General features: G+C 48.8%; 29 protein-coding genes. 14 read left to right on the plus strand and 15 right to left on the minus strand.

All coding sequences use genetic code 11. The annotated features are described in order from the left end of the window. The first annotated feature begins 229 nt into the window (after positions 1-229). Positions 230-1,660, plus strand: a complete 1,431-nt coding sequence (gene nhaD / locus ACQY6F_RS13270) for a sodium:proton antiporter NhaD (protein ID WP_428775023.1) — start codon at positions 230-232, stop codon at positions 1,658-1,660. Here the strand turns inward: nhaD and ACQY6F_RS13275 are convergent. Further along, positions 1,657-2,166 (minus strand): methylated-DNA--[protein]-cysteine S-methyltransferase, encoded by a 510-nt coding sequence (locus tag ACQY6F_RS13275; protein ID WP_428775024.1) that lies wholly within the window; start codon positions 2,164-2,166, stop codon positions 1,657-1,659. The genes nhaD and ACQY6F_RS13275 overlap by 4 nt on opposite strands. Further along, the gene (locus tag ACQY6F_RS13280) at positions 2,163-3,533 is read right to left on the minus strand and encodes a DNA-3-methyladenine glycosylase 2 family protein (protein ID WP_428775025.1); all 1,371 of its coding nucleotides are present in this window, start codon (positions 3,531-3,533) and stop codon (positions 2,163-2,165) included. Before ACQY6F_RS13280 ends, ACQY6F_RS13275 begins: the two co-directional genes overlap by 4 nt. Before the next feature lie 164 nt (positions 3,534-3,697). On the opposite strand from ACQY6F_RS13280, the gene ACQY6F_RS13285 reads away from it, so the two are divergent. The 3 genes from ACQY6F_RS13285 to ACQY6F_RS13295 all read left to right on the plus strand — a co-directional run bounded on the left by ACQY6F_RS13285 (position 3,698) and on the right by ACQY6F_RS13295 (position 5,427). Then, positions 3,698-3,901 carry a hypothetical protein gene (locus ACQY6F_RS13285; protein ID WP_428775027.1) on the plus strand — a complete coding sequence of 68 codons (204 nt, stop codon included), beginning with the start codon at positions 3,698-3,700 and terminating at the stop codon, positions 3,899-3,901. 169 nt (positions 3,902-4,070) lie between these two features. Further along, positions 4,071-4,652, plus strand: a complete 582-nt coding sequence (locus ACQY6F_RS13290) for an FMN-dependent NADH-azoreductase (RefSeq protein WP_428775029.1) — start codon at positions 4,071-4,073, stop codon at positions 4,650-4,652. Positions 4,653-4,731: 79 nt separating this feature from the next. Beyond that, positions 4,732-5,427: a pirin family protein gene (locus ACQY6F_RS13295; RefSeq protein WP_428775031.1), complete on the plus strand. Its 696-nt coding sequence runs from the start codon at positions 4,732-4,734 to the stop codon at positions 5,425-5,427. 41 nt (positions 5,428-5,468) lie between these two features. Here ACQY6F_RS13295 and ACQY6F_RS13300 read toward each other — a convergent pair whose 3' ends face one another. Then, complete coding sequence (locus tag ACQY6F_RS13300) at positions 5,469-6,362, minus strand: LysR family transcriptional regulator (protein WP_428775032.1); 894 nt, start codon at positions 6,360-6,362, stop codon at positions 5,469-5,471. 148 nt (positions 6,363-6,510) lie between these two features. Between ACQY6F_RS13300 and ACQY6F_RS13305 the strand changes: the two genes are divergently transcribed. Continuing rightward, a complete protein-coding gene (locus tag ACQY6F_RS13305; protein ID WP_428775034.1) occupies positions 6,511-6,867 on the plus strand; it encodes a DUF413 domain-containing protein in 357 nt (118 codons plus the stop codon). A 97-nt stretch (positions 6,868-6,964) separates the two neighbouring features. Here ACQY6F_RS13305 and ACQY6F_RS13310 read toward each other — a convergent pair whose 3' ends face one another. The 4 genes from ACQY6F_RS13310 to ACQY6F_RS13325 form a co-directional block, all read right to left on the minus strand. After that, positions 6,965-7,309: a bactofilin family protein gene (locus ACQY6F_RS13310; RefSeq protein WP_428775065.1), complete on the minus strand. Its 345-nt coding sequence runs from the start codon at positions 7,307-7,309 to the stop codon at positions 6,965-6,967. Next, positions 7,270-8,217 carry a M23 family metallopeptidase gene (locus ACQY6F_RS13315; protein WP_428775035.1) on the minus strand — a complete coding sequence of 316 codons (948 nt, stop codon included), beginning with the start codon at positions 8,215-8,217 and terminating at the stop codon, positions 7,270-7,272. The genes ACQY6F_RS13310 and ACQY6F_RS13315 overlap by 40 nt, the downstream gene beginning before the upstream one ends. Before the next feature lie 291 nt (positions 8,218-8,508). Beyond that, positions 8,509-9,360 (minus strand): alpha/beta hydrolase, encoded by an 852-nt coding sequence (locus tag ACQY6F_RS13320; protein WP_428775036.1) that lies wholly within the window; start codon positions 9,358-9,360, stop codon positions 8,509-8,511. A 108-nt stretch (positions 9,361-9,468) separates the two neighbouring features. Further along, the gene (locus tag ACQY6F_RS13325) at positions 9,469-10,065 is read right to left on the minus strand and encodes a TetR/AcrR family transcriptional regulator (protein WP_428775038.1); all 597 of its coding nucleotides are present in this window, start codon (positions 10,063-10,065) and stop codon (positions 9,469-9,471) included. Between the two features lie 552 nt (positions 10,066-10,617). Between ACQY6F_RS13325 and ACQY6F_RS13330 the strand changes: the two genes are divergently transcribed. Then, entirely contained in the window at positions 10,618-10,965 is a 348-nt protein-coding gene (locus ACQY6F_RS13330; RefSeq protein ID WP_428775039.1) for a DUF3316 domain-containing protein, read from the plus strand. Between the two features lie 396 nt (positions 10,966-11,361). On the opposite strand, the gene ACQY6F_RS13335 is transcribed toward ACQY6F_RS13330, so the two are convergent. From ACQY6F_RS13335 to ACQY6F_RS13355, 5 genes are all read right to left on the minus strand, one after another. Further along, complete coding sequence (locus ACQY6F_RS13335; protein WP_428775041.1) at positions 11,362-12,189, minus strand: class I SAM-dependent methyltransferase; 828 nt, start codon at positions 12,187-12,189, stop codon at positions 11,362-11,364. 241 nt (positions 12,190-12,430) lie between these two features. After that, positions 12,431-12,751: a hypothetical protein gene (locus ACQY6F_RS13340; protein ID WP_428775042.1), complete on the minus strand. Its 321-nt coding sequence runs from the start codon at positions 12,749-12,751 to the stop codon at positions 12,431-12,433. Positions 12,752-12,964: 213 nt separating this feature from the next. Further along, positions 12,965-13,318 (minus strand): DUF1428 domain-containing protein, encoded by a 354-nt coding sequence (locus ACQY6F_RS13345; protein ID WP_428775043.1) that lies wholly within the window; start codon positions 13,316-13,318, stop codon positions 12,965-12,967. Between the two features lie 69 nt (positions 13,319-13,387). Further along, entirely contained in the window at positions 13,388-13,690 is a 303-nt protein-coding gene (gene yqfB / locus ACQY6F_RS13350) for a N(4)-acetylcytidine aminohydrolase (RefSeq protein ID WP_428775066.1), read from the minus strand. A 241-nt stretch (positions 13,691-13,931) separates the two neighbouring features. Next, a complete protein-coding gene (locus ACQY6F_RS13355; RefSeq protein WP_428775044.1) occupies positions 13,932-14,429 on the minus strand; it encodes a GlcG/HbpS family heme-binding protein in 498 nt (165 codons plus the stop codon). Between the two features lie 165 nt (positions 14,430-14,594). Here ACQY6F_RS13355 and ACQY6F_RS13360 point away from each other — a divergent pair, with 165 nt between their 5' ends. Next, positions 14,595-15,269: a response regulator transcription factor gene (locus tag ACQY6F_RS13360; protein ID WP_428775045.1), complete on the plus strand. Its 675-nt coding sequence runs from the start codon at positions 14,595-14,597 to the stop codon at positions 15,267-15,269. Next, entirely contained in the window at positions 15,253-16,659 is a 1,407-nt protein-coding gene (locus ACQY6F_RS13365) for a sensor histidine kinase (protein ID WP_428775047.1), read from the plus strand. The genes ACQY6F_RS13360 and ACQY6F_RS13365 overlap by 17 nt, the downstream gene beginning before the upstream one ends. Before the next feature lie 58 nt (positions 16,660-16,717). Here ACQY6F_RS13365 and ACQY6F_RS13370 read toward each other — a convergent pair whose 3' ends face one another. From ACQY6F_RS13370 to ACQY6F_RS13380, 3 genes are all read right to left on the minus strand, one after another. Continuing rightward, positions 16,718-17,239: a GNAT family N-acetyltransferase gene (locus tag ACQY6F_RS13370; RefSeq protein WP_428775048.1), complete on the minus strand. Its 522-nt coding sequence runs from the start codon at positions 17,237-17,239 to the stop codon at positions 16,718-16,720. 18 nt (positions 17,240-17,257) lie between these two features. Then, on the minus strand, positions 17,258-18,010 hold the full coding sequence (locus ACQY6F_RS13375; protein ID WP_428775050.1) for an SDR family oxidoreductase: 753 nt from the start codon (positions 18,008-18,010) through the stop codon (positions 17,258-17,260). A 264-nt stretch (positions 18,011-18,274) separates the two neighbouring features. After that, positions 18,275-18,937 carry a GntR family transcriptional regulator gene (locus tag ACQY6F_RS13380; RefSeq protein ID WP_428775052.1) on the minus strand — a complete coding sequence of 221 codons (663 nt, stop codon included), beginning with the start codon at positions 18,935-18,937 and terminating at the stop codon, positions 18,275-18,277. A 232-nt stretch (positions 18,938-19,169) separates the two neighbouring features. On the opposite strand from ACQY6F_RS13380, the gene ACQY6F_RS13385 reads away from it, so the two are divergent. The 6 genes from ACQY6F_RS13385 to dsdA all read left to right on the plus strand — a co-directional run. Continuing rightward, positions 19,170-19,517 (plus strand): UxaA family hydrolase, encoded by a 348-nt coding sequence (locus ACQY6F_RS13385; protein ID WP_428775054.1) that lies wholly within the window; start codon positions 19,170-19,172, stop codon positions 19,515-19,517. Further along, positions 19,514-20,689 (plus strand): UxaA family hydrolase, encoded by a 1,176-nt coding sequence (locus ACQY6F_RS13390; RefSeq protein WP_428775056.1) that lies wholly within the window; start codon positions 19,514-19,516, stop codon positions 20,687-20,689. The genes ACQY6F_RS13385 and ACQY6F_RS13390 overlap by 4 nt, the downstream gene beginning before the upstream one ends. Positions 20,690-20,741: 52 nt before the next feature. Continuing rightward, positions 20,742-21,866 carry a mandelate racemase/muconate lactonizing enzyme family protein gene (locus ACQY6F_RS13395; RefSeq protein WP_428775057.1) on the plus strand — a complete coding sequence of 375 codons (1,125 nt, stop codon included), beginning with the start codon at positions 20,742-20,744 and terminating at the stop codon, positions 21,864-21,866. A 29-nt stretch (positions 21,867-21,895) separates the two neighbouring features. After that, positions 21,896-23,467, plus strand: coding sequence for a BCCT family transporter (locus ACQY6F_RS13400; protein WP_428775059.1), 1,572 nt, complete (start codon positions 21,896-21,898; stop codon positions 23,465-23,467). Positions 23,468-23,550: 83 nt separating this feature from the next. Continuing rightward, positions 23,551-25,407 (plus strand): MFS transporter, encoded by a 1,857-nt coding sequence (locus tag ACQY6F_RS13405; RefSeq protein WP_428775061.1) that lies wholly within the window; start codon positions 23,551-23,553, stop codon positions 25,405-25,407. A 140-nt stretch (positions 25,408-25,547) separates the two neighbouring features. Then, positions 25,548-26,773: D-serine ammonia-lyase (dsdA, locus tag ACQY6F_RS13410; RefSeq protein ID WP_428775063.1), on the plus strand; the 1,226-nt coding region annotated here is incomplete at its 3' end.

Raw genomic sequence — 26,773 nt, forward strand, 5'->3', positions numbered from 1 at the left:
GGGGCAAAAGAAGAAGAAGTTCATCTTGCCCGTCAGGAAGCTTAAAAAATACCTAACCTCCAGCTGCCACGCCCCGTGGCAGCTTTTTTATCCCATCTCCGTCTCTGTTTTTGGTGTAATTAACAAGTAACTGCAGCAAGCCATAACACGTTGAGATAGTTCACATCTTGACAACAAAATAGCCTCTAAACTGTCGTTATTAACACGTTGTTACAAGGACGGAATAACGATGAAAAAGCAGTGGCTATTGGCTCTTTTGCTTAGCACCCTTCCCTTCGCTGGTCATGCTTCTACGGGAGCCGCCAATCTATCACTAACCAGTTCCGCTATCGGATACATCTCACTGGCGCTGTTTGCTCTGGCCTATACCGTGGTCATGTTGGAAGAGTACCTGAAGCTACGAAAATCCAAGCCGGTACTGCTTGCCGCTGGTCTGATTTGGGCCATGATCGGTTACGTCTATCAGCAGCACGGTGAAATTGAACTCGCCCGTGAAGCGCTGGAATACAACCTGCTGGAATACGCGGAACTGCTACTGTTCTTACTGGTGGCCATGACCTACATCAGCGCCATGGAAGAGCGCAGGCTGTTTGATGCGCTGCAAGCCTGGATGGTCGGTAAAGGGTTTAATTTCCGCTCGCTGTTCTGGCTGACCGGCTCGCTGGCATTTTTTATTTCGCCGGTCGCCGATAACCTGACCACCGCCTTATTAATGTGTGCAGTGGTGATGAAAGTGGCCGGCGACAACAGCCGCTTTATTAATCTCGCCTGCGTTAATATTGTTATAGCCGCAAACGCTGGCGGCGCATTCAGCCCGTTCGGTGATATCACCACCCTAATGGTCTGGCAGGCAGGGCACGTCACATTCTCGGAGTTCTTACCCCTATTCCTGCCTTCGGCAACTAACTTTCTAGTGCCCGCGATGGTGATGTCTTACTTTATTCCCGATGAAAAGCCCAATACCGTTCACCAGCATGTTGAAATGAAACGAGGGGCTAAACGAATTGTGTTGCTGTTTGTGCTGACCATTGCTACCGCCGTCGCGTTTCATGCCGTACTGGAGTTCCCGCCGGTCATGGGCATGATGATGGGTCTGGCTTACTTACAATTTTTCGGCTACTTCCTGCGCAAAACATTGAAGAAATCTCTGGCGAAAAAAGCCGCTCTGGCCATCGCTAACCATGACGAAGAAGCCCTCAAACGGCTCGGCTCAGTGGTGCCATTTGATGTCTTTCAACGTGTCTCCCATGCGGAATGGGACACCTTGCTGTTTTTCTACGGTGTAGTGATGTGTGTTGGCGGGCTGAGCTTGCTAGGCTATCTGGAACTGGTTTCTGTGGTGATGTACACCGAGTGGGATCCGATGTGGGCCAACGTGATGGTCGGCGTACTGTCCGCCATCGTGGATAACATTCCGGTGATGTTCGCGGTGCTGACCATGCACCCGGATATGTCGCTCGGCAACTGGCTGCTGGTGACGCTTACCGCGGGCGTGGGCGGTAGCCTGCTGTCGATTGGCTCTGCCGCCGGGGTTGCCCTGATGGGGGCCGCGCGGGGGAAATACACCTTCGCCGGCCACCTGCGCTGGGCTCCGGTCATTGCCCTCGGTTACGCACTCAGCATTATGGTTCATATGGCGTTAAATAATCAGCTGTTTTAGCTAACTTCAGTGCTGGAGTTCACAGCTGAAACCGGTTCGCCCTGCTCTATAGCCAGCAGGGCGGCTTTGCGTTCTACTCCGCCGGCATAACCGGTCAAACGGCCGTTTTTACCTATCACCCGATGGCAGGGCACGATGATCGAAATCGGATTTTTGCCGTTCGCCAGACCCACCGCTCTGACCGCTTTAGGATTGCCAATCGCTTCCGCCAACTGCTGGTAACTGAAGGTTTCTCCGTAGGGGATTTCCGTGAGCGCCCGCCAGACCTGCTTTTGAAATTCAGTGCCGCTGGCGGCGAGCGGTAAGTCAAACTGTTGCCGTTGACCGGCAAAGTACTCTTCCAGCTGGCAGACCGCCTGGCGTAAAACCGGGTGCTGATCATCACTGTTACCCAGCTGATCCGGTTGAGTGGTCTGGGTTGCAAACCAGGCGCCGAGCAGACCTTGTTGATTCGCCTGCAGCGTCATCGTGCCGAGGGGAGATTGATAATAACAGTAAACATTCATGATCCATGGCTCCAGCAGTGGAAGGTGGCATAGCTGCCCCAAGGGGAGGCGCTCTGCTCGTTAAGTTGATCGAACTGCGGCAATACTTTTTTTACCATCAGGTCTGAGTGAAGAAACGCGTTCGGCTCCGATAAGCCGCGCAGCTTAGCATAACTGACCGTCCAGGGGCCGATCCCCTTCAGTGCTAACCATTCGTTTGGATCACTGTCGGGCATGGCAGACAAATGCTGTGCCAGACGAACTAACGTTTGTTTGCGGCTTTGTGGCATTTTCAGAAACGACACGTCCGCCTGGGCGACAATATCCGGGCTGGGAAACTGCTCGGCGCCATTTACCGAGAGTTGATCAACCAGCAGATTAAGCTGGCCGATGGCCGCTTTAACCGACACCTGTTGGCCGAGTATCGCCCTGACGCCGGCTTCCCAGGCATTCCACACCCCCGGGATTCGCCAGCCGGACTGTTTGACTAATCCGGGCGCGAGTGATTGCAGATGCTGCTCGATACTCAGCACATCCGCATCCAGGTCAAACATCCGCCGTAACCGGGCCACCAGTTGGCGCAACTGCCTGACATCATCCAGCTCAAACTGCACGGTTAATTGTCCAGTCTCTCCTGGTGCTATTTGGAACCAGCCACTGCTGCCTTGCAGTTGGAAACGACGCTGATAGCTGACGTCATCCACCTGCTCGATGGCAGCAATCGCCCGCAAGCGGTAGAAATCCAGCATCTGTGACCAGGCAAGCGGCCCCTGATAAGCCAGGGTCATCCGGTTGGCCGGAGAGTATGCCCGGTGCATTCGTCTGACCTGGCTCGGTGTCAGTTTCAGGTAATGCTGAAATGCATCATTAAAGCGCCGGGTACTGTTAAATCCACTGGCGTAGCCGATGTCCGTCACGCTCATGGCGCTGTTATGCAACAGTTGCTTAGCAAACATTAGTTGTTGGTATTGCAGATACTTTTTCGGCGACATCCCCAGGTACTTAGCAAACAGTGCCCGCAGGTAACGGTCACTGATGCCGAGCCGATCTGCAAGACTGGCCAGTGAACATTGTTGACCCAGCTCCTGCTCGATCAGTTTAATCGCGCGCTGGAATGTGGTTTCGACCCCTTGCCAGGCCCACGAACCCGGTGCGCTGTCTGGCCGGCAGCGCAAACACGGCCGATATCCTGCCTGCAGCGCCTGCGCCTGATCGGTAAAATATTCCACGTTGTGTTCTTTTGGCAGATTGGCCGGACAGATCGGCCGGCAGAAAATCCCGGTGGTTTTCACCGCGACGTAAAATCGGCCATCGTAACGCGCATCACGTGCCTGCCTGGCACGCTGGCAGTCTTCATTGGTCAGCGGCGAATATTGCGTCAACGCCATAACGTCTCTCCCAAGCCCAAAATCCAGTTACCGTGTGATTTAGTCTATCCCAGTGGCCGCGCAATACTAGCCATTTTCGGAACTCAATGATGAAAAACTGAGCTTGCCAAGGGCTGCTGAATTTGACTACATTTAACACGATAACAAAACAAAGGAAGTTGGCTATGAATCTACACCGCTGCACTATCGTGCTGAACGATGACCGCATCCTGCAATGCAAAACTGTCGAACAATCACTTAATGTGATTGAAAAGATGGATCGCCAAAGTGTCACCAACGTCATTATCGATGCTTCTGACGGCATCAACATCCACACTTACCCTGGCTTAACCTTAGAGGAATCGATAGAAAGTCTGATGAATCTTTAATGCAACCGATGTTATCGGAGCGCAGCGGTTTGTGCGCTCCTTCAAATTTTTTGAACGATTCGCTCAATTTCCTGCTCTTCATCCCATCGCTCTACGCCATTAGACTCCTATTCCAAGCCAATAAGTACTTCGAACAATTCGAAGATAGAAATGAATGGAGAGTGACAACATGGCAAATATCCTGGTTCTAAAATCCAGCATCCTGGGAGAATACTCCCAATCTAACCACATTATTGATCATGCCCTGGAAGGCAAAGCTGATGTCATTGTGCGTGATCTGGCCGCCGAGCCTCTGCCAGTGCTGGACGGCGAAATTGCCACCGCCCTGCGCAGCAATGGTGAAGACCTGAGTAACCGCGCTCAACAGGCAGTCGCTCTGTCTGACCAGCTGATTGCTGAAGTGAATGCAGCGGATACTCTGGTTATCGCCGCCCCAATGTACAACTTTATGATTCCGACACAACTGAAAAATTGGTTCGACCTGATCGCCCGTGCCGGTGTGACATTCCGCTATACCGAGAATGGTCCAGAAGGCTTACTTAAACCTCAGAAAGCCATCATAGTGACCACCCGAGGCGGTATGCACAAAGACAGCGATCGTGATGCGATGTCTGGCTACCTGAGCACCATTCTGGGCTTTCTGGGTGTATCTGACGTGTCATACGTATACGCAGAAGCACTGGCCATGGGTGAAGAGCCTGCAGCAGAAAGCCGTACCAATGCTCTGCTAGAACTGACCAACGCTCTGTAAGCGGTCATTCTGCTATACCGTTCGGGGCATAGCACGAACCGGTTCGAAACCAGCAATCACACCTAGCGCGGAGAACACCATGATTGAGTTACGTAAAGCCGACCAGCGTGGTCGGGCGGATTTTGGCTGGCTTGACAGTCGCCACAGCTTTTCCTTTGGCAGCTATTACGATCCAGCTCAGATGGGATTCTCCGCATTGCGGGTGATCAACGACGATATCGTCTCTCCGGGTGCCGGTTTCGCCACCCACGGCCACCGGGATATGGAAATCATCAGCTATGTGCTGCAAGGCAGCATTGAGCACAAGGACAGTGAAGGCCACGTACAACGTATGCAAGCGGGCGAATTCCAGCTGATGTCAGCAGGTAGTGGGATATATCACAGTGAATACAACGCATCAGATACGTTACCGCTGCGCTTCTTACAAATATGGATACAACCAGATCGTGTGGGCGAAGCACCCGACTACCAGCAACAAGCGTTTGAAATGAAACCGGGTCTGACGGCCATTGTCACTCCAAACGGAGCGGATGGCACCCTGCGGATTAAGCAGGACGCAAGGCTCTACCGGCTTAACCTCAACCCGGGCGAAAGTCTGAGCTATGAAAACCCGCTGGCGCGCCATGTCTACGTTCACCTGATTGAAGGGGAACTGGACATCAACCAGACCGTGTTAAGTGCCGGCGACGGCGCAAAAATCGCGGATGAGTTACTGATTTCGCTGACCAGTCATGGCCAGCAACCTGTCACTGCCTTAGTGTTTGATCTCCCTTAAACACAGCCACTCCCTGCCAAACGCCTGAGCAGGGGGTGGATTTATTCGTCTGCCGGTAAGTCGGCCATCTGCTGCAAACTGTATGCGGTCAGTGGATCGATCTGCTTGGCGATCTCTTCTACCTGTCTGATCGCTTCCAGCGATGTACTCTCTTTGCGATAACTCAAATAGATAGGCCGATACCAGTCCGCCACCCCGCTAACGGTGAATAGCTGTTCACTCTGCAAAAACGGCTCTACCAAAGGCAAAGGTAAGTAAGCACTTCCTCCCTTTTCCAGAATGAAATCCAGAGCAATTCTGGCGGTTGAGGTACGCAGGTAAGGCGCAGGGACCATTGCATGCCGTTCTGCATGCTGATAAGCAAACTTAGTTCCCCAGTCCACATACACGTATTTACCGCTGAAAACGGTCTCGATGGACTCCGGCTGGGTGGAGACCAGCACCAACACCATATCGGCGACTTTCTTACACTGCAGCTCGTCAGCTTTGATCTGGTCAAATGCAAACGCCATATCCAAAGTGCGTTCCTGCAGGGCCCGGATCAGCGATTCCCGACTCATCACTTCGGCCATAAATCCGTACCCGGTCAGTGTGTCCGTCATCACACTTAGACAATTTTGTAAGTAGGCATCCCAGACATTGGGCGTGCCCCCCAGAGTCAGTTGCAACGCCTTTCCACTTTCCATCGACAGTTCAAATTTTGCCTGTTGCAGCGTTGTCACCATCACCTGAGCGTAATTGACCAGCCGTTCACCGGCTGAGGTGAGCTTGATATTATTGCGTTCACGGATAAATAACTGAGTCTCAAAGTATGATTCAAGCTGTTTGATACGAGCGCTGACCGCGGCTTGAGTAATGTATAGGTTCTCAGCTGCCCGGCCAAAATGGCGTACTTTGGCCAGCTCTAAAAACGTTTTAAAGACCTTAACGTCCATATATGCTCCTCTGGCGGAATCAGCCCCAGATTAACAACTAAATATTATTATGACGATAAAAAAATTTTGTTTTTCTTTTCGCTATTTTCAGCCTAATTTTCGCCTTAACACTACTTAACACCACAACCAGTGATAGAGGCTGTTGACTATGTCTGACATCGAATTCCGTCCAGGCAAAAAGCGTTTTTACGACAATACAAAATTTCCTCGTGGCTTTGCCAAATCCGGTGATTTCACTTTAGCAGAGGAAGAACTTTTAATCTCGTACGGCGATACCATGCTGGCACTAGAAACAGGTGAGCTGGACCCAGAGAACTCTGAAGAAAAACACTTCGTGAAAGTGATTGAGCATCCGGGAAAGGCGAAAACTAAACTAGAGCGCACCTGGCTGAAATACACTCAGCTTGCGCGTGGGCGTAAGCGCTTCCACACGCTGAACGGCCGTAATAAGCCAGACGCAACGGAAGAGTATGAAGATGATAGCAGCTTAGTTGAACAGGATTAATCACTCAATCTTTCTCCCAAGCCCCTGTAAACATTCGTGTTCAGGGGCTTGTTTCTTACTTGCATAAGTAAGAAAAAAGAGCGGTCAGGCAGGAATACTACGCTTCTGCGACTTTCTTAAGTTCGGGCAGTTCCACCACTTGCTGCTCGGGAGCAGCATAAGTCTGGCCGTTAAACTTGCCGCCTGGCTCAATGCTGAGATTATCACTGTAAATGGTGCCAGACATCCGGCCTTTGGCCAGAATTTCAACGCTAGCCGCGTGGCACACACCTTCAAACAGACCGTTCACCACCACTTTATCAGCGTATACTTCACCGTTTAGCTGGCCGGTTTCACTGATCACCATAGTGTGTTCTGCGTAAATTTCGCCAGCCAGGCTACCATCAACCTGAATATTGTTTTCTAACCGGAGTTGCCCGTTGATTGAGCAACCTTTTGCGATGAGAGTTGTAGCTGATTGCTGACCCTTAGCTCGACTTTGTTTACCAAAGATTCCCATCGTATCCCCCTTACCTTACTAAAAATTGTGTCAAAATCGTTTACGCCCCAGTCGACAAAAGGACGCGGATCCAGAGCACGGCCGACAAACCGAATCTCGTAGTGCAGGTGCGGGCCAGAAGAGAGGCCGCTATTACCGGAATAACCGATCAAATCACCTTTTTGCACAAACTCGCCACTTTTCACCGCGAACTTTTTCATGTGCGAATAAGAGCTTGAAAAACCATAAGAGTGCTGCAATCGCAAAAAGTTTCCTGACCCTTTGTTGCTTGGCCGGGTAACTTCTACCACCCCATCCGCCGGCGCGTAGATCTTAGTGCCGGTGTTAACGGCAAAGTCCTGTCCACGGTGGAATTTCTGTTTGCCGGTAACCGGGTGTTTGCGCTTACCGTATCCTGAAGAAATTCTGGCGTTATGAACAGGCGGACCGCTCGGGATTTGGGTTAACATCACCATTCTGACCGAAGAAGTAATCGCCGCCGTATCTAAACGGGATTCCAATGCCCCTTCTGAATCATCCATACCCAGCACTTTTTCCAGATCGCCCAGGCGATCCGACACCAGATTGAGTCGCTCTTCACGCTCAACCAGGTCACCCTCCAGGTTGGTTTTCAGTTCCTGCAGGTTAGTCAGCTCTTCAGACAGCGTTACGGACTGGGTTTCCAGCTCCTGCTGCTTTAGCTTGGCAAAATCCACTTCATTCACCAGGTAATAGATCACCCCCGCCGACACGATTAGTGTCGACGCCAACAGGTAGCTGAAACCCCTTAGGTAGCGGCGCTTTTTCTTACAGAAGTGGTAGTGCTTGGTGCCGTTTACCGAGGAAACGGAGACCACAACAATTTCTTTCATACACGTTAACGACTGGTTTGTGTCAATTTTCTGTCCGGAATATTACCAACAATCCTTGTGGGGCCAAAACTTTTGTCATCTTGACCCCCTTCACATCACAGGTTTATTGTCAAAGTTGTGATTAGCGCCCAAAGGGGAGCAATTCGCGCTAACCTGTTGTGAAACAAACTTAATATTTACTGCCAACCGGTCGCCATCGGCTATGCCTGCTGAGTTTTCTGCATCAAAAAGCCCGGCGTGAACAAACCACCGGGCTAGTCAGAAACAGGGTATTTTAAGTTAAATGACGGGTTATCCCGCCAAGCGTTTAAAACTCTCCAGCACTTGTGGACAGTTGATCACCCGGCCATGCCCCTGGCCTTCGGTCGCGACCAGTTCTACGGCTGGCATTTGCTGCGCCGCCCGCTCAGAAATAGCAAACTGAGTAAACTTATCTTGCCTGTCGTGCACAATGATGGTTGGAGTCTGGCGTAAACTCAGACGCTGAAATGGATCGATACTCTGTAAAGGCCGGTATTGATACTGTGCTTCCACCTCAGAGACAATCGCCCGGAACAGGCGCATCGAGTAGCCGGAACGCTCAATACTGCTAAACAGATTTTCCACATAATTCAGTACCGGCGCGATCAGCAGCATAGGAACCGTATCCAGCTTACTGTGGCGACACTCCAACGCAGAAGCCGTGCCCATACTGTGGGCAATCACACCCGCCAGGTCATCGACCTCATCCAGGATCGTTTCCAGGCCATCGACAAAGCCCGGAATATGACCATGCTGCCCTTCGCTTTCACCATGTGCGGGATGGTCATAGGCCAATGCGGTAAATCCTTGTGCGGCAATCAATTCCATCAGCGGGAAAAACTGGTTGGCAGAGCCTGACCAGCCATGAGTCATCAGCCAGACCGGCCCTTGCCCCAACCGGTAGGTTTTCAGCAACCCTTCACGACTGCGCACCTCACCGAGTTGCATCTCAGCCGGTTGGGCATGTTTGGGTTTCAAACGAGCCGGCGTCAGCAGCAGGTTTTTGCCCGTACGACGGGCGTGGGCTGGTGCAATCGCATGATGTAAATTAGTACCGGCACTCACCATGGCTTTTTTCAGGCTAAATTTATTGCTGGTACTGAAATAGATCTTATCACTCATTTTGACTCCTCACCGGCCATTTTAGAACGACCGTGCTTTTTATAGTTAATTTTTTACCAGGCGGCAATTCGCCCGGTAATTATATGGACACGCTTATGGCTCAGGCGACTAAGTTAGCGCTCGCCAACTTTGCAACAGTCGCTCGACGCCTTGCCAGAAATAGCGCTCACTCACCTGTTGGCCCTTGATGGTGTAAAACAGGTGCGCGCTGAGATACAAGCCGTATAGCTCAAAAGCCGCCTGATCCGGCTGCAACTGCTTACAAAACTGGCCGTTGGCGATACCTTTTTCAATCTGAATCTGCAAATAGTGAATCCAGTGACTGATCATGGCGTGCAGTGCTTGCTGCGCCACATCATCACTGTCGACCCGCTCTTTCCAGGCATCGAGAAACATACAGCTGCCCTGAAACGCATGGTTCCAGCCCATCCAGTTGTCCAGCAGCGCGCGCAGCTTTGCTTCTATGTCTTGCGAGCCCATCTCTCTGGCTGGCATGATCACTCTTTGCCGAAACACCTGATCAGCAAACTGCAGTACAGAGACCTGCAAATTTTCTTTGGAGTTAAAATGAGCAAACAGACCGCTTTTCGACATACCACACTGCTTCGCCAGCGCGCCAATAGTCAGACTTTCCAGGCCATTTTCACTGGCTAACTGGAATGCCGTGGTCAGGATGTTTTCTCTTGTCAGGCGACCTTTGCTCATATCAGGCTCCAAATTCAGTCATGATCTAGTTTTAGCACGATCGTCCTATTTTGCAAATTAAAAATGGTTTCAGGCAGCTTGGAATGCCTTTTGGGCTGGATCATACCTTCACTATCGTGCGCCAATGGCATGACTAGCTTATCAATAGAGGATGGCTTAGGGTATGGCAACACTAATTAGTTTTTTATATTTAAAGACTTAGCTAACTCAAACATGCTGAGAAATTAAGTTCGCCAATGACCAGACCAAATAAACATATTTTTAATAGGGATATACAAGAAATTCACACCTATTCAAAAAATTTGAATTAATCAATCAAATCATTCTGGTTTTATAATCAACTTAACACAACTAAACTTTATTTCGACTCTTGAAGAGAAAGCCGCACCTCTAAAAGAAGCAGTCACTAGTATTTTTTGAGTAAGTATTTTCTGCAAGTTCTAAATAGAAGTTGTCAGTGAAAGACATATCGAAGAGACAAGAAAGTAATTTACTCTCCGATGATGTCGGTATGAGATGTTTTTAATTTAATTATTTAAGTAGGATTACGTTATGTATAAGAAATTTGCTGTAGCTGGAATGTTAATGGTTAGTGTTAGTGCTTTCGCGAGTACCTCAACTGTTGTAAAAGTAAACACCAGCAAGATTAGCGGAGAAGCCGTTGCAAGTGAATCTGCTGCAATTGATCAGGCACGCGAACTGCTGACTGAAATAAACGGTATGTCGTCATTAGAGCTGAACAACTCTTTGAACTCAGGCGCTGCAGGTCAAGTTAATGTTAACTCCTTTAAAGTTGTCAACTCAAGTGCAACTGTCGATGAAATCATTACTACTGCTGGCATCGCTTATCAACCAACCATCAATGTAAGCTATCAGTACCAGGCAATCGTACGCGATTAATCGATATAACTTATTGGTACATAATAGTGTGAACATAAAAAAGTAAGCGCTGATGCCAGTGTCAGTGCTTCACTTTTTAATTGAGCAACGCATTATTAATGCGCATAGTTTTAGAGAATACGAAAATCTGAATATCGCGCTGGTCTAACTATATATAGTTACTTGATATAGTTACTTGCAATCTGACAGTGCTTGTTTTACCACGACATTAACAACCCTTTACACTGAATGGCAATCAGTTAGCTGAATTGTTTATTCAGACTATTTAGCATTGAGTATCCCTGATTGAGCATCCCGGTATAAATACGTCATCGGTATTTATTTAAAAGGAAAAGACTTAATAATTTAGCTCAGATATCGCCAATTTATAATATTGCCGATTTTCACTCTGCTTCATCAACGACCAAATTCTGTTGGCGAGTCTGCTGCCGTTGCCAGCACAATCCGTACCGGCACCTCAAACTCTACCCTTCCTTCAGATGTTTGGAATGACTTAAGCGCATTTTGAGCTTCGTCAGTAACGGAATCAACCGTATCTTTATCCAAATGGATTCCGGCAAAAGGAAACCACCCTTTGACATCAGCCAGGACCATATTTCTCACGCTTGGAAAGCAGACCTGTTCTGTCGCACTGATAATTTGCGCGGAATGGATGCCGGCGCTGGCAAACAGAGGCATCAGAGTCTCTTTGTGACCCATTGAAAATGGCATACGGAGCGCGTTGCCTACCGATTGATCGACCACGCGATCGTAAACACCGGCGAGCGCGGCATAGGCTGGTAACTCGTCCAGGGAGCCAAACACCGCAACAACCAAACGACCACCAGGCCTTAACACACGCCTCATTTCCTGAAGCGCTGTCTCTGGAGAAGCAAACAGCATTAAGCCAAACTGGCAAAGTACCGCATCGAAGCTAGCATCGTCGAACGGTAAAGCCTCTGCATTTCCTGTCAGCCATTCAATATTCGGATTGGTTTTATTGGCAACGGCTAACATACCCGGATTAACATCGATGCCCGACACCTTACCGCGGTTGCCAGCCCGCTCGGCGATGACTCTGGTTAGCGTGCCGGTACCGCAGGCTACGTCCAGGGCTTGTTGACCTGGCTGGATTTCTGCTAAATCCGCTAACCGATGTGTCCACTTGGTAAACAACACTGGAGTCAGAAACTGTTCATAAGCTTTCGCCACCGTTTCAAGTTCTTGTAGAGTAAGTTCCGTCATCACAGGCCCCCTTATCGCTGCCCACGCCCTGGTAAAGTGAGTTATCCGCACAAGTCAGGATCTAATCCAATCAATCATTAAGTTTAGGTAAACCTAACAATCACACAACCTGTGCTGAGAGTATTCCTGCGTCTGGGGGAAATAGTCGGCAAATCCATGCCGACTCAAGCTAGACCGGGCTTCGTCGGTAGGTTTGTACCGTTACCGATTCATTAAATGCGCCGGTGATGAGGGAGTTCTATCAGTGTCTTGGGTTTTCTACGTAAACGTAGTTGTCACCTTGCTGTTTATAGAAGTGGTTATCCACCACAGCGTACGTTATACCCGCAATCACCGCAAACGCCGCTAACTCCGGCAGGCGGCTATGATGGTAGTGTCTGTGTTCAGGCCGGGAGCGTTTTTCGATCACAACCACTTTAGTGTGGTGCTTCTTCCAGTGCTTTGAGTGGCCATGGTGTTTGTAGAAATGTTTATCCTGATGTTTTGCCATAGCTTGAAATGGCAATACCAGGCTGGTGGTAAACAGCAACATCCCGGCTGTTATTTTGGTCAACTTATTCATAGTGTCCTCTACTCATTGAGCTTTCAACTTACAGCAGAGAACGCAAAGAAATATCCAGAATTGGTAAAAGTTATGCAAGGTTGCACTCGCGCCATTTTGAGCGCAAGGCGCTCAATAGCTTAGGTTCAACCTAGCGCTTTGGGTACTACACCCAACCTATACCAATCATACATAATCGCCAGAAAACCCAAACGCAATCACTAGTTGCGAGACTTACATATCAACAATTATGTTAAAGCCGCCATAAATCAGTCGCTTGCCATCAAATGGCATCGGATTTTGATCGGGGTGCATTCTTGGGTCATCCATCATTCGTTGCCAACCAGCGTCTCGGGTTTCTTTTGAAGGCCAGATTACCCAAGAAAACACCACAGTTTCATTTTCCTCTGCTTTCACAGCCATTGGGAACGAGGTGACTTCACCCTCCGGTACTTCGTCACCCCAAGTTTCAATAACCTGCATCGCGCCAAAATCCTTGAACATCTCAGCAGCAATCTTTGCATGTTCAACATACTTTTGTTTGTTTGCTGTCGGTACAGCCGCGACAAAGCCATCAACATATGACATAACCATACTCTTTTGGTAAGTGGACTTAACAAAGATAGTTGACTGGGTGACAAACGCCTAACAATGGATCTAACAACTAACTAATCTATAAGTGATAACGTAAAGCTTATCGGTACCAGGGTAGATATCGCGAATAACGTTTTTGAGTTCCGTCAGGGTCATATTTTCCTGCTCGGCATGGTGATCCGAGAGTTCGCTGAACAGAATCGGAGTAACAGACTCAATTTTTAACGCGCAAAACCAGCGTCCGTCTTCGAAGGTGGATACTTGAACTATGCTGTTCGGCTCATAATCACATTCAGACTCGTCGCGGATCGTAATGGTTTTTTTGCCCGAGAGAATGTCAGCTTCAAATCGTTCAAAAAAGGTCATTTCAGATAAACTCATAGTTGCTCCAGTTTAAGACGGCGGAAAGCCGTTAATGCTATTTCAAATACCAGTAGTTCAGCAGAGATAATTACCCACTGAGCCCAATCTGGATTCTAACGACTAAGCGCGGCAAGTGAAGCGATTCATGCCTTGCAAGGAACAAAAACGTAGCGCTCATTCCCGGCAATAAAAAACACTCCCGCCAGTGGCAAGGAGTGTAGTTGCGAATCGACGACAAATCGATTTAGAACAGCTTTTTCAACGCAGCTTCAGCACACTCGACATCAAGGTGACCACCCGGCGCGCCACCGACACCGATAGCGCCAATCATCGCATTGTTGAACTCAACCGGAATACCGCCCGCTAGGAATAACAGGTTGTCATCCATATTCTGCAGTGGCTGCATGATAGGTTTGTCGGCGATAAGCTTCATCAGGTTGGCCGATGGCTGTTTCATACTCGCCACGGTGAACGCTTTTTTGCGTGAACTATCCAGGGTATGGATACCGGCACCATCAGAGCGTAACTGTGCAATAACGTTACCAGAGAGATCAACCACAGTGGCAGACACTTTGTATCCTTTCGCTTCACACTGATTGACCGCTTCTTGAGCCAGTTGGAAGGCAGATTTAGAAGAAATCTGTGTCACCGAGACGGTTTGGTTCTCAGCCGCTGCTACATTGAAAGAAATAGACAGAGAGCTAAGGGTCGCAGCCAGTGCGGCAAGTTTGATCATTTTCATGTTTACTCCGTTAAGGCATTGTTTGATTCAACACCGCTATCCTAACCAATGCTCAATTGCCACAGACTTTCGCCAACATTACAAAGTTGTAATCTTGATTATATTCGGCAAAGGATATTGATAGGGTATGCTGGCGTTACGGGATAAAAGAGTAGTAGATAGCCAATGAAAATTCTTTTGATTGAAGATGATGTGCATATTGCCAGGTTTCTTACCAATGGTTTCCAGCAAGAGGGTATCATGGTCACCCACGCCACGAACGGTGTGGACGGGTTGCATGAAGCACTCACAGAAGATTTCGATGTCGTTATTCTCGATATCATGCTGCCACAAAAAGATGGCTTTGAAGTGCTGGCAGAATTGCGAGGACAAGGTCACTCGGTGCCCGTCATCATACTCAGTGCAAAACATTCGGTTGAAGAGCGAGTACAAGGGCTGCAATCTGGCGCGGATGATTACCTTATTAAACCCTTTGCCTTTCCGGAATTGCTGGCTCGGTGTCAATCACTCTCCCGCCGGGGCAAGCCAACGCAAACTCAGCCTTTGGAACTGAGCTACGGGCCGCTTAATCTGGATCTGCTCAAACATTCGTTAAAACGCGAACAGCAGACTATCGCTATCAATCAGCGCGAATTTATGTTGATGAAATTGTTTCTCGAAAACCCGGAAACCGTCATTTCCAAAACCGCCATTCTTGAACATGTCTGGGGGCATCAGTTCGACCCGCAAACCAATGTCGTCGACGTGCTGGTGTGCCGGCTGCGCAGTAAGGTGGATAAAGGCTTTGCGACTCCGCTCATTCACACCTTGAGAGGGGTTGGTTATGTCCTCAAGTCATAATATTGAACAGGCGCTGGACAAAGCCCAACGCACTATCCTGCTCCGTTTTATGGCGCTGTTATTGCTCTGCCTGATGCTGGTCGAGCTGATCGTTGGCGCGCTATTTTTTTATGACTTATACCGGACGGAAAACAAGATTCTGAGTTCGATGGCCTCCGAGTACCAGCGAATTCTGACCTACGATTCTGCAGAGCGCCTGAACCATGTGTTAGAGGCCAATCCACATCGTTTACTGGAAAACAACATCGCCGCTTACTGGAGTGATACCGATACTCCCGCCAGTGTCACCTTTATCGCCGGCGAGCCCGACCTATCGCCGCAAACGCCGCTGTCAAACTATATCGAAGGTGATAAATCCTGGATTCAAACTTTCTTATTTAGCCCTTATATGTCGATAAAGATCCAGGGAGAAAAGCAACAATTCTGGCTGGTACTAAATAATAACGCTCGCTATTCAATTGCCTATAATCAATGGCTTATGACACTATACGCGCTTATCGCCCTGGTTGTGATCACCGCGATCTTTACCCGCAAAATGATTCGCAGTGCCATGTCTCCGCTGGTGACCTTAGGCGATCTGCTGGACAAACTACAACAAGGCAAACTTGAGCTGGTTGACACCCCCTCTGAAGCACCACAAGGGCTGAGCGTCATCAGCGCCAGCGTTCACCATGCGGTAGGAAGATTGCAGCATGTTACAACCGCACTGAACACGACCGTAGATGCGATTGCGCATGACATTCGCACACCACTGGCGCGGATTACGCTTGCTTCCCAGTCTGCCTTGCTTAATAACGACAACCCTCAAGCGATGAAGGACGCGCTATCAGATTGCGCTGAACATGCCATGCAGGCCAGTAATATGTTAACGGCGCTGATGAAACTTAACGATGAAATCACCGGTAAACGGTTGCCGCAGAGCGTGCCTACCCAGGTGTCTGAAGTGATTCACAACGTCGCGAATTGGTATGACGATGTGGCGGAAGACAAACAGATCACGCTCAGTGTGGTGGCAAGCGATGATATCGTAATCCAATCCGACCCGGACAAACTGACTCAGGTGTTGGTAAACTTAGTCGACAATGCCATCAAGTACACCAACCCCCACGGCCAGGTCACCATCCAAACAGAGCAGCAGCAAAATGGTCAGGTGGACATCCAGGTTGCAGATACCGGCATTGGCATAGACTCAAAATACCAGGATTTGGTTTTCGAGCGGCTCTATCAAGTGGACACCAGCCGCAGCAATAATTCAGGCTATGGCCTCGGACTGTCTTTCGTATCTGCGATGGTTGAAAACCTGGGTGGTACCATAAGCCTGACATCTGAAGTCGGCGTCGGCTCCACGTTCACCCTCTCATTTCCACCAGCTCGCAACATACGGAGATAACGAATCGGCACTTATGGATAATTTCCCTACGGCCTATCACCAAGCGTTGCTGTAACAACTAGTTGGATGGCACTCGCCACAGATATTCGTGAGCATGCTCGTGGTGGCCGTTCAGCATTGTGTAGTTTCTGAGATACGCTTGAGCTTCAAAGCCGTTATTTTCCAGCACTTTAATTGAGCCAAGATTGGTGGTCAGCGCTATCGCTTTTAGAGCAGTGATATCGGTATTGGAGACAACGTATTGCTGCATCAGCTTCACGGCTCTGGTGGCCACCCCCTGGCGAGTGAAAGCCTGACCGACCCGATAACCCAGGATTCCGACACTGGGTTCGGACTCATCAATATGCAGGTTCAAACGGCCGCAAATTTGCCCATCTGACGTTCTGAGAAGCATAGGGATCATGGTTTCTTGCTCGTACAGTTCAAGGAACTCTTCTATCTGGGATTGCACCCCCGTAAGTGAGTAGAAACTGTTCAGTCTAGGAGGTATGTGCCTGTCAAACCATTGCTTGTTTTCAAGCTCAAAACGCAGCAGATCAGAGGTGTCGGCTAACTGTATGAGACTTGCAGTTACTTGCATTTTTGCCTCCAAATTGAACTACAAACCACCGGCTAAATCTAAATAATTGCCGGTAGAAAATGACGATTTGTCTGACGACAACCAATATATCGCCTCGGCCACTTCTTCTGGCGTACCACCCCGTTGCATTGGGATAATGCTTTTTAACCGTTCGATTCGCTCTGGCTCGCCACCGTCTGCGTGCATGTCAGTATAAATCAGCCCCGGACGCACACCGTTTACTCTGATCCCTTCTGCCGCCACTTCTAACGACAACCCTTTGGTTAAAGTATCAATGGCGCCTTTGGATGCCGCGTAATCAATATACTCATTGGGTGAACCGGAACGGGCAGCACCCGATGAGACATTGACGATCACCCCACCAGCTCCACCATTGCGGCTAGACATCCGCTTGACCGCTTCTCGGCAACAGAGAAAATAACTGGTGACATTGTTGATCAGAATGGCATTAATTCTGTCGGCGGTCATCTCTTCCAATCGCATCTGCTGCTTTAAAATACCGGCGTTGTTGACCAGCACAGACACGGTACCTAACCCCTGGTCAACCGTAGCAAACAGGCGCACCACATCGGCTTCCTGGGATACATCGGCCTGAACGGTAATGCATTGACCGCCATTGGCACTGATTTCGTCAGCCAGGTTAGCTGCGGCCTCAGAATTGGATCTATAGTTGATGCAGACCGCGTAACCGTTGCGGGCAAATAACCGCGCCGTTGCCGCGCCAATACCTCGCCCGCCACCGGTGATGATGGCCACTTTTTGTCTGTCCATGAGTTTGTCCTTTTAAACTGAACGGGAAGCAAGGCATAACGCCGCATAAAGTGCTATCTCGCTCAGCTTAAGTTATCTGGAAACGTTTTGGCCTTCACCTGCGATGAAATCTCGGTTGCGACATCCGAGATTGTCTGGCTTAAATAAGTTGCTTATATTTTCATTTTTACACTGTAAAACGCAACCATTCCCATATGAGAGATGCGATGGTTTTATGGCTATTCCAGAGACCTGTATAACCAAGTTTTCGACAAAGCAGAGCGCTTATTGAGGGTTCTTTTCGCGAAACTTATCGCCCACTTCTTTGAAAGTTGAGATATGTTCTTCGGCATGGTAAGCCGCAGCCTGAGGATCATTATTGATGATCGCTTCAACCAGGGGTTTATGCGCATTGACAATGCTTGCTGGCTCATGGGTTGCCAAATCGATATTAAAGAACAGCAACATCTGGTTTGATAAATGACGATATACATTAATGAATCGACTGTTTTGACTCATATCGACAATCAGTGAATGCAGTTCAAGTTCATACTTGCTCAAGGTCTGCGTCGTGACGTCTTCGCTATTTGCCACCACCTCAAAGTCAGCCATCAGTTCCTTGAGTTGCTGTTTATTTTCATCGTCCGCTTTTATCGCCGCCAGCCAGGCCGCACGTGATTCAATCGCAACACGCAGATGGTAAATCTCCCATAGGTCCTGTTCGTTGATCTCGATAACCTGCCAGCCAGCATAAGGTTTTTGAACCACCAACCCCTCATGAGACAAGGTGTTCAACGCCATACGAATCGTACTTCTAGAAAGCTCTAATTCCTTAGCCAGAGAACTTTCGACAATCCGCTCACCCATTTTGTAGCTGCCATTCAAGATTAAGTCTCTTAAATAGCTGACCGCCTGATCTTCCAAACTGCTCTTATTGAACTTTACCATTGCTAAAACCGCCACCAACTAACATTTATTCATTGTAAATCAGCCAATTAAACGATGCCAACTGGCATTCATTAGCTATATCTCATTCTGTCTATTTTAGTGACGATTGTCTAACAATCTGACAAAAATTACCAGACGTTATCTTTCCATGACCAACTTCTCATTTCTCTCATTCACAATTTGTATAATTGCCAACAAGTCGATTGTAGGACAATCAACAATAGGTACAGATATGAACAATGCAAAAAAAGCGATTCGTTTATCACCCAAAGACAACGTAGCGACCGTGTTGTCAGACGTGGCTAAAGGCGATCGAGTGGAGATAATTGACAGCCAAAGTGAACTGATTGGGATCCACACCGCCCTCCAAATCATTCCTTTTGGCAACAAAATTGCCCTCGGTAATTTCGAAGTGCCATCCACAGTGACTAAAGGCGGTTATCCGATTGGGGTGACCTGCACAGAGATCCAGTCAGGCGATCTTGTCCATGTTCAAAATGTGCGCAGTACGCGCGTAGATATCCCGGCTCCTATCATCGAGCAAATCATCCAGCAAATGCAGATAGAGTGTGAATTATGAAAACGTTTCAAGGCTACAGACGCGCAGACGGTCAGGTCGGTATCCGCAACCACATTCTGATCCTGTCTATCGACGAGTGTGCAGAAGGCATTGCCCGGGCGATCAAACAAAAGATCTCAGACTGTGTGGTGGTCACCAACCATTACACCTGTATGTATGGGGGCAATGAAGAGATGGTCAACGTCATGGTTGGCGCAGCACTAAACCCGAATATTGCAGGAGTACTGGTCCTTAATATGGGTTGTGGAAGTATCGACCCTGCCATCATTACAGCGCCAATCAAACAGGCTAAAAAGCCCGTCTTCAACCTTTCCATCATCAAGTCAAAGGGCACTCGTCAAACCATTAATGAAGGTGTGCAGCTTGTCGACGAGTTGGTCAATATGGCGAATCAGATCAAGCCGGAACCAACACCCATTTCCGAGCTGATTGTTGGCATTAAATGTGGTGGCTCAGATACCAGTTCTGGCATTGCGTCTAACCCATCGGTTGGTCAGGCCGCCGATTCACTGGTTGATATGGGCGCAACATGCGTCGCTGGAGAGTTAATAGAGCTCATCACCTGCGAAGATATTTTGCGCGAGAGAGCTATCAATGATGACGTTGCCGATAAGATCGAGCGACTGATCTTTGAGGAAGAGCGTCGCTGGCATATTGAGGGCACGGATGTCGAAACCATGAGTATCGGTAACAGCGTCGGCGGTCTCACCACTCTGGAAGAGAAAGCACTGGGAGCCCTGCATAAAACAGGGACGCGACCGATACAGGACGTGCTTGAGATCAACCCACACCGGATTCAGAAACCGACTACTCCGGGCTTTTACCTCTCTGAAGTAACCCATTTGTGTGGTGGCTCTGGGATGCATTTTGCCGCGCTGGGTGCCCAGGTAATTCTCTGGACGACAGGTGGGGCCGGGTTCAGTAACCCCATCGTTCCTGTCATTCGGATTAGCGGTAACGAAGCACAAATTACCGATGATATCGACGTGGATGTCAGCGGCATTATGTCGGCGACATTGAGCGTTGTCGAAGCCGGAAATAAGGTGCTGGAGCAACTAGATAAAGTTGTCCAAGGCGAAAAAACAGCGATTGAAGATGTGGGTTATGCCTTCTGCTCCCTGTACCAGAAGGATCAGCGGCTCGAGCAACTTATCTGTAAACAATCCGTTTAATTTGAATATAACAAGTCAGCACTCTGAAGGACTCACCTTAAGAGGATAACCAATGAAAATAACCGATATTGAAGTAATCTGTCTGCGCGTCCCGCAAGGTGACGAAGCCTGCGAATGGGGCGAGGATGCCGTAATCGTTAAAGTGCACACTGACACTGGTCTGGTGGGGTTAGGGGAGGCAGACAGTTCCCCCACTGTCATTAAAGCCTGCATCGAAACTCGCCATTCCAACCTGTATTGCTATGGGCTGAAAGAGTTACTGCTCGGTGAAAACCCACTCGAAATTGAACGACTGTGGAACAAGATGTACTGGGCATCCAACTATTTGGGACGTCGCGGCGCAGGTATTCATGCCATCAGTGCGATTGATATTGCACTATGGGATATCGCAGGCCAGTTCTATGGCGTCCCCGTGCATACCCTGCTCGGAGGCAAATATCGCGACCGCATCAGAGCTTACGGCACTTTCATCCCAGCCAGTAACCCGGAGGATAACCGCGAGATTGCTACCCGCCTCGTTGACCAGGGCTTTACCAGCATCAAATTTGGTGGCGGTGTATTTGGCGATGACCCAGAATTGGATTATCAAATCGTTAAAAACGTCCGGGAAGCGGTTGGCGATGATATCGAAGTACAAATCGATCTGGCCTCCAAATGGCGTACTTCAGGCCACTCAGCCTATATGAGCAAAAAACTGGAGCCCTTCAATCTTAACTGGATAGAGGAGCCAGTGCTGGCGGACGATCTCAACGGTTATGCCAAGCTTGCGGGCAAAACCGAAGCCAAACTGGCCGGCGGCGAATCTCTCACCACCCGCTATGAATTTAAAGAATTCCTAGAACGTTCTCAGGTCGATATCGTTCAGCCCGACATAACCCGTTGTGGCGGTATCACTGAGATGAAAAAAATCTATGACTTATCTCAGCTACACGGTGTGCAGCTGGTTCCGCATGGATTCAGCACCGGCATTCTGCTCGCTGCTTCTGTGCATTTCCTCGCAGCTTGCGAGCACGGCACTTTAATGGAATATTCGCAAAGTGCCAGCCCCCTCTTTACCGATCTGGTCACCAATCGGCTTTCGTTTGAACAAGGATTTGTACCCGTACCAGACGCCCCAGGACTCGGTATCCAGCTCAATGACGACATCATCGAGCGCTACCGTACCGATGCTTATTAACTAGTTAATACAACAGGGATTTTTCTAACATGAAACAAAAAAATAGACAGATAGATAAGCCGTTAATAACGATAAGCCTTGCAACGATATTTTCCATCGTTGCCGGATTATCGCTCTACCCTGAACAAGGCAATGCTATCGCCAAGCACCTTTTTACTATTCTCACAGAACAATTTGGTGAAGTATTCCTTCTGTTTGGCTTCTTCAGTGTCATCATCCTGGCATGGCTGGGTTTTGGTAAGCACGGTGCCATCAGGCTGGGTGATGAGAAGCCTCAGTATTCGTTCTTTACTTACCTCGCCATGATGATTTGTGCTGGTCTTGGTTCGGCGACGGTTTACTGGGCGTTTGTTGAATGGGCGTACTACTACATGGGACCGCCAATGGGTATTGAACCCTATTCGGCCACGGCCGCAGAATGGTCCACCAGCTACAACATGTTCCATTGGGGAATATCAGCCTGGTCACTTTACTGTATCGCTTCTTTGCCTGTGGCTTACTCGTTCCACGTACGCAAGAACCCTCAACTCAAGCTCAGTGCCGTGTGCGAGAGTATTATGGGCAAGTACTACAATCCGGCAGTCGGTAAACTGATCGATACTATTTTCATCTTCAGTTGTGTCGGTGCTATGGGGATCACGCTTGGTTTAAGTGTTCCTATGGTAACGGAAGGTATCGCCGAGTTACTGGGTGTGCAAAGCAGCTTTGGGATGAATGTGGCACTGATGTTGGCGATCACCGCACTGTTTACCATCAGCTCGTATGTCGGTATTGAGAAAGGTATGGCTAAGCTGAGTGACATGAACACTAAGCTGGCGGTGATTTTTGTCTTGCTGGTACTGGTTGTAGGCCCCACCTCCTTCATCATCGATCAGATGACCAACGGCTATGGTCTGATGCTGCAGAACTTTATCCGTATGAGTCTGTGGACGGACCCAATCGAACACGGCTCTTTCCCAACTTCATGGACGGTATTCTACTGGGCATACTGGATGACTTATGTGCCATTTATGGCACTGTTTGTGACCAAGGTTTCGCGTGGACGCACACTTAAAGAAGTGATCACCAGTATGGTTCTGGGTGGTAGTGCAGGCTGTTTCATCTTCTTTGGCGTGCTGGGCAGCTACAGTATGAGCACTCATTTGAATGGGCTCGTTGACGTCACTGACATGCTCTCCAATGTCGGTGGTTCAGAAACCGTCATTGCAGTGTTAAAGACGCTACCGCTAAGTTCAGTGTTCATTCTGATTTTTGCAGTCATGTCGACGCTGTTTCTGGCCACGACATTAGACTCGGCGTCCTTCACGCTGGCCGCTACCGTTGCCAACCAACTGGATGAGAATGCCAATCCGCCAACGGTTCTGAGACTGTTCTGGTGTATGATTCTCGCCGCTGTACCACTGGCGATGATGTTTATCGATGCGCCACTCAGCACAGTGCAAACCTTGGCCATTGTGACCTCTCTGCCTCTGATGGTCGTCATCTTCATTATGTTGTATGGCTTCTTTAAGTGGATTTCTAATCCAGAGGAAGAGAGTCAGCTAAGTTCACAAACCACAGAGGAAAAGGTTCCACTTAAGCAACTAAATGCTGATAGCTAACTTTCCTTAAAACAAGTTCGACATATAATACGTCAATACCAGTACTTAAAAGGTACTGGTATTGCGCCATTAAGCGCTTTGAGATGCTTAATGGTCTTTCTTCTTCTCAAAACAAAGCTATGACTATGACAATGACGGCTACACTAAAACCGCTCACCCTCCTCTTTATCAGCTCGTTTTTGCTGATGAGCAGTCATGGCTTAAGCGGTATCCTTCTCCCGGTTAAACTTGCTGAACAGCAGGTTGAGGTGCAGACCATTGGTTTTGTACTTTCCATGTATTCTGTTGGCTTTCTGCTGGGCGCTATCATTGGTAAGCGGGTTTTGCGTCAAATAGGATTGGTCAGAACGTTTGCAATGTGTGGCAGCCTCGGTGCCAGCGCAATCCTTATTATGGGCCTTAGTGATGAAATTTGGTTGTGGGCTATCATGCGTGCCGTGATGGGTTTTTGTATTGCCTGTGCAACCACCACTCTCGATACCTGGTTCAACAGCGTCTCCACCGAATCCAATCGAGGCAAAATACTGGCGGTCAACCAAGTTGTCATCTTAAGCGCCATCACTCTCGGTCAGTTTGGTTTAGTCCTCGCGCCGCCCAGTGAAACCACCCTCTTCATCCTTTGTGGGGTACTCTTTAGTATTTCGGTCTCGCCTGCCATCTTTATTTCTCAGTTTGAACCTGAGATAGAGCAGTCGGACACCATCCCATTACGCTCGATTTATACATTATCACCGCTGGGGGCGATTACCTGTTTTGTCTGCGGCATTCTTTACTCCACTATTGCCAACATGCTACCTGTGTATGCGGACAGCCAAGGTATAACTGGCATTAACATGTCGATTTTCATGGGGGCGGCGACGGCCGGAGGTATACTTTTGCAATTGCCAGTGGGGTACTTATCGGATCGATTTGAGCGACGGAAAGTGATTCTCTCAAGCTGCTTTATATTGGCGGTGGTCAGTTTTGTATTACCCGCCTCCATCCAGTACAACTGGCAGGTCGCCCCTTTAATTTTAGTGGCTACAACAATGGGATTAATCGCCTGTCTTTACCCTCTCAGCATTTCAGAAACCTTTGACCGCGCATTGAAAGCGCAGCTGGTTCCTGTTCTGTCCGGGTTACTGTGCATCTACGCGATTGGCTCAATTATTGGTCCTTACTCTGCGGCCTTACTCATGGAGCGCTACGATGAAACCGCCTTATTCGGCTTCATTCTCTTTGTTGATATGAGCCTTATCGTGTTCACTGTCTACCGCATGTCTGTCAGGAAATCTGTGCCCGTTGAGGAGCAGGAAAGTTTTGTCATGCAAACGCCCACCTCCATTCACAATGAGCTTGATCCACGAACAGAGTATCAAGAACACTCACTGTACGTAGATGAGGCGATAGTCCAGGTAGAAGAGATAGCCAAACAATACCCGAACAAGGCCATCAGTTTCGTTCGAGAATTAGTCCATAAAGATCCAGAATGGGCCGCGTCCCTGGCAGAAAAAGCGATTCAAATTGATACGATTGACACAGTGACCTTGTTTAGAGCATTAACCTTAACGGACACTGACTTAGCTATCTCCATCGCGAAACGAATTGCAGAATCAGACGCCAAAAACATCCAAGAATTGGTTGACTGGTTAGTGGCCAAAGAACCTGACCACTACATGACGATTCTCGCATCAATAGCGGAGTCACTTGGGGTGCAATCTGGTTTGGTGCTTACTCCGTTAGCAGAGAGAAATCCTGATAAGCTTGTTGAATTTAGCCAGGAACTTGTCTCTTCTGTCATCGAGTCTAGTCACGAACAACGCCCAGCTGACCGGAATGAAGAAGAGGTTATGGAAAGTTTGGAAGAATACATTCAAGTTGTTGCCAATAAAGCACCTGCACAAGCCAAAGATGTAGCGCGAGTCGTTGAAGATTCCCTGCACAAAGAGCTTAATCACTAGAATGCTTGAAGGGCAACCCCGCTTGTTAAAATACATTTTGTGCATCAGTTCTCGATTCGCGGTCAATGGATAAATCAAGCAAACTCAAAGCTCGAACTGGCACATTGTGACTGTCTTACAACGTATAACAACAAGGTCTTATGATGACGATAAATATTGATCAACTTACCGCACAGTACCCACTGGTAAAAGATCTGATCGAGCTTAACGAGATATCCTGGTTTAACCCCGCCATCACTTGCCTTAAAGAAGGTTTACCCTACGTCGGATTAGATGCTGACAACATTGAAGACGCGAGCGACAGGCTTAAGCGCTTTGCCCCTTATCTTTTACAGACCTTTCCGGAAACGGCCAAAACAGGTGGGATTATTGAATCTGAACTGGTCGCCATTTCAGCAATGCAGGACCGATTAGAGCGTGAGTACAACACTCAAATTCCAGGGCGATTGCTGTTGAAAAAAGACAGTCACTTGCCTATTTCCGGCTCAATTAAAGCTCGCGGTGGCATCTACGAAGTGCTGACGCACGCTGAGAAACTGGCGATTGAAGCGGGACTGCTCACCGAGCAGGATGATTACGGCAAGTTATTCAGTGACGAGTTTCGACTGTTCTTTCAGCAGTTCAGTATTGCCGTTGGCTCAACAGGTAATCTCGGCATGTCGATTGGGATCATGAGTGCCAAACTCGGTTTTTCGGTTTCCGTTCATATGTCGGCTGATGCCAGAGAGTGGAAGAAGAACAAACTTCGTTCTCATGGGGTCAATGTGGTTGAATACCAGCAAGACTACGGCGTTGCGGTGGCTCAGGGCCGTAAGGAGGCCAAGCAGGACCCAAGGTGTTTTTTCATCGATGACGAAAACTCGCAAACCCTGTTCCTGGGTTATTCGGTCGCCGGGGAACGGCTAAAGCAACAGTTTGATGAGCAAGGTATTGTGGTCGACGCTGACCACCCTCTGTTTGTCTATCTGCCTTGTGGTGTCGGTGGTGGCCCCGGTGGGGTGGCATTCGGCTTGAAAATGGCGTTTGGAGACCATGTTCACTGTATCTTTGCTGAGCCGACCCATTCCCCATGCATGCTGCTCGGCGTTCATACCGGACTGCACGATGAAATCAGTGTGCAGGATATTGGTATTGATAACATGACCGCGGCTGACGGCCTCGCAGTTGGCCGGGCTTCAGGCTTTGTCGGCCGGGCGATGGAACGACTGTTGGATGGTTATTTCACCATTAGCGATGAACGTATGTACCGTTTACTGGGTCAACTGAGCCAGTCTGAAGATATCCAGCTGGAGCCTTCTGCATTAGCAGGAATGCTAGGGCCTGTGGTGGTCACTAATAACAGTGCCTACAGAGAGCGAATGCAGTT

Source organism: Vibrio sp. (assembly GCF_050299255.1).
GTDB lineage: Bacteria > Pseudomonadota > Gammaproteobacteria > Enterobacterales > Vibrionaceae > Vibrio.